General features: G+C 56.6%; 8 protein-coding genes and 1 tRNA gene. 1 reads left to right on the forward strand and 8 read right to left on the reverse strand.

Annotated elements, in window-relative coordinates:
• Window positions 1-351, reverse strand: a 351-nt coding sequence (locus ACF8AM_RS08040) for a sigma factor (RefSeq protein ID WP_392555137.1), incomplete at its 3' end; no start/stop codon positions are given.
• 329 nt (window positions 352-680) lie between these two features.
• Between ACF8AM_RS08040 and ACF8AM_RS08045 the strand changes: the two genes are divergently transcribed.
• Window positions 681-767, forward strand: a tRNA-Ser gene (locus ACF8AM_RS08045).
• Between the two features lie 78 nt (window positions 768-845).
• Here ACF8AM_RS08045 and ACF8AM_RS08050 read toward each other — a convergent pair.
• The 7 genes from ACF8AM_RS08050 to ACF8AM_RS08080 form a co-directional block, all read right to left on the reverse strand.
• Complete coding sequence (locus tag ACF8AM_RS08050) at window positions 846-1,787, reverse strand: CNNM domain-containing protein (RefSeq protein ID WP_392555138.1); 942 nt, start codon at window positions 1,785-1,787, stop codon at window positions 846-848.
• Entirely contained in the window at window positions 1,784-2,992 is a 1,209-nt protein-coding gene (locus ACF8AM_RS08055; protein ID WP_392555143.1) for a CNNM domain-containing protein, read from the reverse strand. Before ACF8AM_RS08055 ends, ACF8AM_RS08050 begins: the two co-directional genes overlap by 4 nt.
• 35 nt (window positions 2,993-3,027) lie before the next feature.
• Window positions 3,028-4,857, reverse strand: coding sequence for a hypothetical protein (locus ACF8AM_RS08060; protein ID WP_392555139.1), 1,830 nt, complete (start codon window positions 4,855-4,857; stop codon window positions 3,028-3,030).
• A gap of 141 nt (window positions 4,858-4,998) precedes the next feature.
• Window positions 4,999-5,727 carry an adenylyl-sulfate kinase gene (gene cysC / locus ACF8AM_RS08065; protein WP_392555140.1) on the reverse strand — a complete coding sequence of 243 codons (729 nt, stop codon included), beginning with the start codon at window positions 5,725-5,727 and terminating at the stop codon, window positions 4,999-5,001.
• 155 nt (window positions 5,728-5,882) lie between these two features.
• Complete coding sequence (locus tag ACF8AM_RS08070) at window positions 5,883-7,358, reverse strand: SMI1/KNR4 family protein (RefSeq protein ID WP_392555141.1); 1,476 nt, start codon at window positions 7,356-7,358, stop codon at window positions 5,883-5,885.
• Window positions 7,359-7,490: 132 nt separating this feature from the next.
• Entirely contained in the window at window positions 7,491-8,858 is a 1,368-nt protein-coding gene (locus tag ACF8AM_RS08075) for a DUF1501 domain-containing protein (protein WP_392555144.1), read from the reverse strand.
• Window positions 8,859-8,902: 44 nt separating this feature from the next.
• Window positions 8,903-9,543: DUF1553 domain-containing protein (locus ACF8AM_RS08080; RefSeq protein WP_392555142.1), on the reverse strand; the 641-nt coding region annotated here is incomplete at its 5' end.

Here is a 9,543-nt window from a genome sequence, read left to right on the forward strand (position 1 = left end):
GGTATCCAACGAGATTTCCCGCCGTACATCTCGAGCTTGCGCATCCACATGAGTTTGAATCAAAGTTTGAATCTTTCGCGTCAATATGGCTCTCAACCAAGTCACAAACTCGCCTCCAGTGCTGCCGCGAAACTCACTGAAGCCACGTGCCGCGTTCAGCAATGTCTCCTGAACGACATCCGACTCGCTCGTTCTCACGCGGAGCCGAGCTCGGATTTGTGAAGCGGCCAACAATCGCACGTAGTTTTGATACAGACCAAACAGCGTGCTCAGCGCAGCAGCATCGCCATTTCGCGCTGCTTGGAGCAGTCGGTCAACCTGGGTGTATTCAGAGTTTTTCGGTGGGTTCAATTTGATTTCGCTGCTCCTTCAAAACACCGGAATTGCAGACACGTCCAAGTGATAGACAGGGATCACAGTGAATTGTCACGCAAAAAATCTGACAGTGCGAGGTTTCTAGCCAGGAACCACGATTTCTGCAGCCTAGCGAATCGAGTAGCAACAAGTTCGTTGCGTATTTCGAGACTGGGTTGCTCGACCGCTCTCATGCCGACTTTGGCGAGATCTGTGCGACTGAACAACTGGAGGCGAACGCACAGCAGAAAGTGCGCGACAGTTTGCTCAGGAGACTGCATTCTCGTCTGGGCGAAGTCGCGGTGGCCTGCTAAAATCCCCGTTCCGGATGGGTGGCCGAGTGGACGAAGGCTCTAGTCTTGAAAACTAGCGTAGGGGAGACCTTACCGTGGGTTCGAATCCCACCCCATCCGCACCTTTTCTCACCCCTTGGTGCGGGTGACATCTCGCCATTTTTCATGGCAATCCACAGATCCCGCCACGGTCGAGAATCAGACCAGCAGCGGCTGCAACAGTTGCCGGCGGGTCACCACGCTGCCGATCTTGCCACTTGGCTCGTACAGCACCGCCACATCGCTGTGAGCGTCGTACAAACGCAGCAGCACCCCGAGATGACGATCGGTCAACGAACCGCGAACGATCGGTAGCGGCGCGGGAACCTGATCTTGGTGCACCAAGTCGGCGTAGCGATAAAAACCCATGATCCGCCCCTTCCGACGCACCAAAATGATCGGGTGATTCTGCCGCCGAGCCTGACGACGGGCAAGCTCCAAATCCACCGGTGTGTCCACCACCGCCAAACGCTCCGGACGCACGCCAAATTGCACCGCTGGACCGTTGCCGACATCAAACACGTTCTGAGCCAAATTCCGTTGACCCGCGGCAAGAATCCCGGCCTCCTCGCCGGCCTGCAACACTTGTTCCAAGTCACCACGCGCCATCGAAAGCCGCAACCGGAACGGCGTTTCTCCCGTCAACTTCTGAAGTGCATTTCCAAGCAAGCTCAGTAGCAGCGAGATCGGCGCGAACAGAATCGTTGCCAACAGAAGCAACCATCTTGTCCCACGCAGCAATCGATACGGCGCTTGATAGAACAAATGTTTGGGAAGCAACTCGCCAAACACAAATACCATCGGTGTCATCATCACGGTGGCCGCCAATTCAATCGCCTCTCCACCACCGATCAACGTCCCGACGAACATCACGATCGCCAAACTTGTCAGGTAATTGGCCAGGTTGTTGCCCACCAACGTCGTCGCCACGAAAATCGCAGGATGGTTGATCATCCAAACCAAACCGCGTCCAGCGAGCGAACCACTCAGTCCATCCAGCACCAAACGCGTTCGCGAAACGCGATACAACCCCGTCTCACTGCCGCTAAAAAACGCAGACAGCGCCAACCCAACCAAAAACACTCCGACGGCCAGCATCATGACGAAGATCGCTCCGAGTCGGGGCCCAACCAAGCTTCGATCCAAATCCCGTCTTCGTCTTCCTCTGTCACCACCAGTTCATACTCCGCCAAAGGAGCCACGTCACCGGCTCGAGGCACGCGTTCGTTGTGGCGTTGGATGTGCCCACCGACTGTCGCGGTGCGTTCCTCAGGCAATTCAATTTCCAACGTTTTCGCAAGCGCTCGCAAACTCGTTGATCCAGTCATCCGGTAGTGATTGCCCCCCAACCGTTTGATCTGGTCTTCTGCCGCATCCAACTGATCCGTGCTGGCCAAAACCCCTCGCAAAATATCGTCGACCGTCAACGCACCAACCACCTCGCCAAATTCATTGACGACCACCGCCACACTGATGTCCTGCTCGTCCAACTGGTCGTACACCTGAGCGATCTTCGCCGACCAAGGCACATGCAGCACCTTTTCCAGTGCGGAGGGCAAGTCATCGATTTGCTGGGGACGCAGCAATCGCACGGCGACGGAACCAAGAATCGATTGGCCCGAAGTGTCCTCTGGATCTGCCACGATCAGATAACCACCAGGAGGCGACCCCTCGGCCAACAACGAAGTTTCCAGTGGAGGTGAAACGATCATCAGCTTGCTCCGCGGACGCATCATTTCGTCCGCTTGAATCTCTGCCATCATCACCAAGGAACGCAGCGCCAAACGCTCCCGCCGAAGCAACGTCGCATCATCGGTGCCCAATTCAATTGCACGTTCAATGTCAGTCAATTCGATCTCGGGCTCCGGCTCGAAGGATGGCCATAGCAATCTTCCCGCCGCTTCGTTGGCCCATTTCACAAAAGGCAAGATCGGCGAAACGATTCCGACGGCAATCGTCATCGGCACCCCCACCAACAAAGCAATTCGCGTCGGCGTCATCACCGCGAAACTCTTGGGCAACATCTCGCTGAAAAAGATGATCGTGAGCAAACAAACCAATGTGAAAACACCCGGTCGCGAAAGGTCGGCTGAGACGATCGCTACCAACGTGAAGTAGGTCATGTTGATCAGCAGATTCCAAAACAAAATCGCTGCGAGCAACCGATCTGGTTCAGACAACAAATGCGTCACCACCCGCCCCGACGCACCGTTGCGACCAATCCGTTTGCGGTCACGTTCCTTCAGCGAAAAGAGCGCCGCTTCACTGCCACTGAACAGTCCGCTGGCAAGAATGAGAATGAGCATCGCAGCCAAGAATGGCCACTTCGACACCAGCTCGTTCAATTCGTGGACCCCGGCAACGCCTCGGGGGTATCGCCAGTGGTCCGCGTGGTCTCGTTTCCACGGTCCGGTTCCAGCGAAACATCAAACTCGCTCAGGGCAGGAATCATCATCGCCGCCGTCGTGAACCCGTATCCAGCCAAAAGACTGAAGACGACCCATAAGTGGTCGGTCTGCAACAAAAACTGTGTGATCGCATAGAACGTGATCAAAGGCAAAGCAAACGAAGCAGCAAAGATCGCCGACGATGGGTTCCGCCAACCGAGAGCCGCAAACAACGCCAACCCGCCACCCAAAATCATCACCAAGAACGGCGCCAACTGCAACTGAAACGCCCCCCGGAAACTCACCATGATCGTCATGCAAATCGCAATGCCCACGCACAGAAAGAACACCGTGCCAAGACTGGCCAGCGTTGCCGTCCGCCCCGAAACGTAATTCAACCCCGAGTGAATTCCCAACATGGAAACAAACACCACCAACGCGAATCCACCCAACAGCGCGTACACCATGTTCTCCAGCGTCATCACGCCGGAGAGCCCCAAATAAATCGTCAGCAACATCGGCAACACGATCATTTCTTTCGCCGCGTACATCACTCCCCAAAGTTTGCCAAACACGAACTCGCTCGGGCGAAGGTCCGTGACCAACAACAAATCCAGCGCCAGTCCATCTCGTTCACCCGTCACCGCGTTGACCGCCAACGCGTTGACCAACACCAAACTGATGACTCCCAACGCAGCCATTGGAATGGTGACCGCAGGCAGGGCACGTCCAATGCGGCCGGCCGGTTCCATCGCCACGCCACTTTCCACTTGGAAATAAATCGCGGTCGCGATGATTGCAAAGATCAACACAAACACGGCACGAATCAGAATGATCTTGCGACCATAAGCCCAGGTGCGGATCTCTCGCCAAAGGATGGGATTGTCCCAAACCGGACGAGGCTGACGAACCTTCCAAGAAGTCGGATCTTTGTCGCGGTCACGCTGGAATTCTTCGCTTGCGAACTCTTCGCTGGTTTCAGGATCCGGTGCCTTCAAGCGTACTTCTCGCGACGGATTCCAGACACGAACTTTCGCGATTCCAATGGCCAAGATCACTGCGGACAAAACGCTTCCGACCATCACAAACAAACCGCCGCCGTCGCTCAGGAAGGCAGCCCATCCCGCGTCCGCGTTGGTCGCCGCCAACAAGGCTCGCGGGGCACTGATCGCCATGGCCCACCTGGAGTCATCCCCACTCATCGAAGCTGCGATTTCGCCCGCTGCCACCAAAAGCAACAACACCAAGACCGTCAACGCGATCGATTGGAACGTTTTCTCTCGCCACAACGCCACCACAACGCCGACCGCTGCGGACACGATCACACTGACAATCGTGACCGCGAAAACAGCGAAAACTTGTCCCGGTGCAACACCACCTAGCAACGGCAGAGTCAAAAACAAGGGCAGCGAAATGACGCACAATGCGAAGGGCGACAACAACGTTGCTGCGGCTTTCCCCCCCACGATTTCAAAACCCGACAACCGGGTCATCAACATCAGAATCAGCGTCCGGCGATCCTTCTCCTGAGCCACACTGCTGGCGGCGCCCACGGCTGCCAGCGCCGACAAAATCACCAACTGAAGCGGGGCGAGCAGACGGAACATCCAACCGCCAAACTTGGCCGCGTCCGCATTGGCCGCCAAAGAACGCGAACCATCGAGCACCAAATATCCCGTGCACAACAACAGAAAAAGTGCCATCAAATAGACACCGCGAGTGACGTAGGTCGCCGGTCGCTTGGGAACGACAGAGGCTTCGCGTTGAAAAACGGGGCCGAGCATGACTGGGATCAAACCGTGAGGCGATTGCCGAAAGAGGTGCCGAGTGGATTCACGTGCGGACGCAGTCTAATGCATCACCGCGCAATCGAGAATCAAGTCGTTATGCATTCCAACCCAGAATGGTTCGATTGGCTGAGGAATTCACCCCTGGGCGGGCTGGAGAACACCGCGACGCTCCATTTCCTCGATGATTTGGGAGGCCTGATCGGTCGGCGTCTGACCCTCCTGCCATTTCAGGTGAATTTCAGGCGATGAAGGCACGTCGTAGGGATCGCTGATCCCAGTGAAATTCTTGATTTCGCCTGCGATGGCTTTTTGATACAGCCCCTTTGGATCTCGCTGCTTGCACACCTCAAGCGGCGTGTCGACGAAGACCTCCAAAAAGTCCCCACCCCGTCCGCTGCTTTCAATCGTCTTCCGGACCCGATCCCGGTCCCTTTGATAGGGGCTGACAAACGCGGCCAAGGTGATCACCCCCGCGGACGCAAACAGCTCGGTCACGGCGCCAATCCGGCGAATGTTCTCTTCACGATCCGTGGGGCCAAACCCCAACCCAAACCGATTCGCGAATTCTTCTCCGTGCTCGTCCTTCAAAGCCGTTGGTGGTGCACACAAACCATGACGAACATTGTCGCCGTCCAGCAGCGTGCAGGTCGCGCCGCGCTGGATCAACAACCGATCCAGCTCATTCGCGATCGTGCTCTTCCCACACCCGCTCAACCCTGTGAACCAAACCACCACGCCACGTTGCCCCAGTTTCGATTCTCGGTCCTCTCGAGAAACGCTGTGCGTGTGCCAAACAATGTTCTTCTGAACATCCTCTTTGGCGTCGCTGGTTGAGGAAGGTTCGTCAGTGTTGGACTGGCTCATGAATTGGTTTTGAATAAAAGTTGAGTCAGGAAGTTCAAATCCGCCCGGAACAAACTTGCCCCGAAAAAACGAGATCGCGGGCGTTCAATCCGTCCCATCCTAATCGACACGGCTCGAATATACCCCAGGCCCTCGAACACCATTCGCCCGATGAACTAGATTCCGTATCGCTTCCGAAAGCAATCGCGATGCATCCGAGCGAGAATCTCATGGGATGTCCAGCCGGCGAGCTGACAGGTATCGACCAATCGCCTCAGCAACTCCGCGTACAGCTTCATGGGTTCCGTTCCCAAATCCCAACCGGCCGCATACAGACACCGAACCGCGTCCGCGTGTTGACCGCTGCCAGAACTCAGGTCCGCGCAGTTCAAAAAGAACGCCGTCACGCGACTCCGTACCGATCCCTCCTCTCGATTTCGTAAACAATCGAGGTACTCGGACATCGACACCGAAGCAGGAACCGCATTGGCAATGGATGCCGAATTGGCACCAGAGCTCAAGGACTCGCGATCCCACATCTCCGGATGCAAGTTGCTTTCGCGACACAGCCAATAGGCACCGAACTTGGCCATTCCCTCGGCGCCCGAGGTTGCCCAGTGAGTTCGCAAACGAACGCTTTGATCGGTGAACACACTGCATCGCATCGACTGCAAGAACGCCGAGGTCGCGCCGCTAAAATCACCACGTTGCAAACGGCAGTATCCAAGCAACTCGGCCGCCCAAGCCAGCTCGGGCGACAGCGAGTGAGTCCGCTCGCAAATGCTTTCGATCCGCGACCAATCCTGTTGCCCGGGATCCATCGCGCTGGTCTGCACTGCGCCCTCGTCTCGCAATCGATTCGCGATGTCCGCAGGCAATGCCTGAAGGTCGAATCCCCATCGCATGATGTCATTCCACGCGATGCCCATTCGATTGGCATCAGCCGGCATCAAGTGCCGCGTCAACTCGTTGCTCAGTTCATCGATCACCAACTGGCAACCGATCGCAACCGCACAAACTCCGGCATTCATCAGATCGTCGATCCAACCGGTGCCACCCGACAACCAAAGTTGCTGCTGAACAATCGGCTGGACAGTCTCCGGCAACCACCGTGTCATCCAATCCTGCCACGCATTCATTCCCGGCTCAACCGAACGAGCGTTGTCCATCGGAGAAGGAATCGCGTGCCGGTGATCGCTGGCAGGCAAAAACGGCAAAATCTGGTCGAACAGCAATGCCTCGGCCAAGGTGTTTCCCCAAGGCAGCCAGTCGCCACCACCGTGGTACCAATGGCACAAATCGTAGGGCACATTGGCCGCCCCCGCTTCGCCATCAGCCAGGCGCAAACAGAGCCAATCGCCCGCATGACTTCCCACCAGAGGAAGAAAATTCGGTGGCATCAATGGCGGCCAGACTGGATCCGGAACGGACTTGAGCAACGTTTCCGGAGAAACGGCCACCGCGAATTCGCCGTTCCCAGGAGACCGCCAAATCTCGTCGTCAAACCACGACGCCAAATCCGGCTTCAGCGTCAGACCAAACCGCTGCTGCAGTTGTTCCGACCATTTCGGCGCAGCATCCACCGACTGACCTGATTGAACCGAAGCGTTCGGGCCAGAAGGTATCTCGGCATCATCCAAAGGATCAGACACAGATTGCGATGTGCGACAGCAGAAAAGAGGTGAAAAGAAAGGCCGTGCCAATTGTAGAGCATCTCGCCTTCGCCCAAACACTAACGACGGAAAGGAAGTCACCGCAAGAGCGTCAGAGCTAGTTCCCCACCACTACCCCTGCAGAACTGCCTCGATCACATGCCCCTTCACGTCCGTCAAACGCATGTCTCGACCGCCAAACCGGAACGTGGACCGTGTGTGATCGACGCCCATCAGATGCAACATGGTGGCGTGCAAATCGTGGATTTCCGTTCGGTTTTCCACCGCTTTGTATCCAAATTCATCCGTCGCCCCGTAGGTCATTCCCGGCTGAATTCCGCCACCTGCCATCCAAATGGAGAACCCAAACGGGTTGTGGTCCCGGCCGTTGGCTCCTTGCGCAAACGGGGTTCGCCCAAATTCGCCCGCCCAAACGACCAGCGTTTCGTCCAACAATCCGCGCTGCCGCAAATCCTTCAGCAATCCCGCGATGGGTTGGTCGACCGCCAAGGCGTTGTTCTCGTGCCCCTTTTTCAAGTTGCTGTGCTGGTCCCAACGATCGGCGCCCACACTCGGGCAAGTCAACTCAATGAACCGCACACCGCGTTCGATCAAACGCCGAGCGATTAAGCATTCCGCCGCATAAATCTGCGTGGGTTTGTATTTTGCATCCAAACCGTACAACTTGCGGATGTGCTCAGGTTCGTCTTCGATGGACATCAAATCCGGCACCGCAGCCTGCATTTGAAACGCCAATTCATAATTCGAAATCGCGGATTCGACCGCGTCGTGCTGCAGCCCATGACGCATCGCGTCGGAGTCCAACTTCCCGATCAAATCGAGATGCGCGCGTTGGCGTCTGAGATCTGGTTCAGGTGATTTGATATTGGCGACCGCGGTGCCGTGGGGCTGGAACACTGACCCCTGATACGTCGCCGGCAAAAAACCGCTGCCGAAACAATCCAACCCGCCCGGAGGAATCAAACCTCCATTGAGCGCCACGAAACCAGGCAGGTTGTCACACTCCGATCCCAGTCCGTAATTGACCCACGCTCCCATGCTCGGCCGGCCCTGCAAACCGCTTCCGGTGTGCAAAAAATAGTTCGCAAACGTGTGCTCAGAAAACTCCGATACCATCGAACGAACCACCGCCAATTCGTCCACACATTCCGACACATGCGGGAACAAACTGCTGACCGGAATCCCGCTCTCACCGTGCTGTTTGAACGCCCATGGGCTGCCCAAAACCTTGCCGTTGTTGTTGAACTGAGTGGGTTCGACACGGAACAAATCGCCTGGGTCTCGCCCGTCCATCTTGGTCAGCAAAGGCTTGGGATCAAACGTGTCGATCTGCGACGGTCCACCATCCATGTACAGGAAAATGACATGCTTGGCCTTGGCCGGATGATGCACGCCATGACCGGCGTGCTCCGCTGCGGCTTCGTTCATGAGCGCAGCCAAAGCCACGCCACCAAACCCCATGGAGGTCCGAGCCAACATCTGCCGACGACTGATCGCCGGACGACCGAAAGTTGAAAAACCACTCATGGCACAAATATAAATTCTTTGGTGTTGACGATGGCATGGGCCACGTTGGCCCACAACGATACATCTTCCAGGGTTGCCCCCGTGTCCTGCCCCCACGCCGCCAAATATTGACGGATGGATTGCAACTCAGACGGTTTGGCGGGACGCCCCAACGCGATCCAAATCATCCAATCGATTCGTCGGTCCACCGTCGTGTCTCCTGACAACGGAGTCCATTCTTCGACACCCGGTTTTGGCCCCGGCGGCACCTCTCGCATCGCACGCTCAGCAAACAAGCGGGCCTGCTCTCGAACAAAGGGATCGTTGAGCATCACCAGGGCTTGAGCAGGCACATTGGAAACGTTGCGACGTCCCATCGTGCTGAACGGGGTCGGCGTGTCAAACACGCTCATCATTGGCGACAGGAAATTCCGCCGAACCGCGAGATAAATCGATCGTCGCCGCTCACCATCCATCGGACCGCTTTTCGATGGCCGCCCGCGGCCTTTCATGAACGAAGTCAAATGAGTCGGCACCGAACCGCCCTCCATCGATCGATCGAGTTGCCCAGAAATCGCGAGCAAACTGTCGCGAATGACTTCGCCCTCGAGTCGCTGCAGGTTCCTTTGATGCAACCGTTCATTCTTCGGATCGACCG

The sequence above is a fragment of the Rhodopirellula sp. JB055 genome, assembly GCF_043100905.1.
Lineage (GTDB): Bacteria > Planctomycetota > Planctomycetia > Pirellulales > Pirellulaceae > Rhodopirellula.

Bases quoted from the DNA above. Each gene is read 5' to 3' on its own strand.
- ACF8AM_RS08050 (WP_392555138.1), bottom strand. From the start codon at position 1,787: ATGATGCTGGCCGTCGGAGTGTTTTTGGTTGGGTTGGCGCTGTCTGCG.
- ACF8AM_RS08055 (WP_392555143.1), bottom strand. From the start codon at position 2,992: ATGCTCATTCTCATTCTTGCCAGCGGACTGTTCAGTGGCAGTGAAGCG.
- ACF8AM_RS08060 (WP_392555139.1), bottom strand. From the start codon at position 4,857: ATGCTCGGCCCCGTTTTTCAACGCGAAGCCTCTGTCGTTCCCAAGCGA.
- cysC (WP_392555140.1), bottom strand. From the start codon at position 5,727: ATGAGCCAGTCCAACACTGACGAACCTTCCTCAACCAGCGACGCCAAA.
- ACF8AM_RS08075 (WP_392555144.1), bottom strand. From the start codon at position 8,858: ATGTTGGCTCGGACCTCCATGGGGTTTGGTGGCGTGGCTTTGGCTGCG.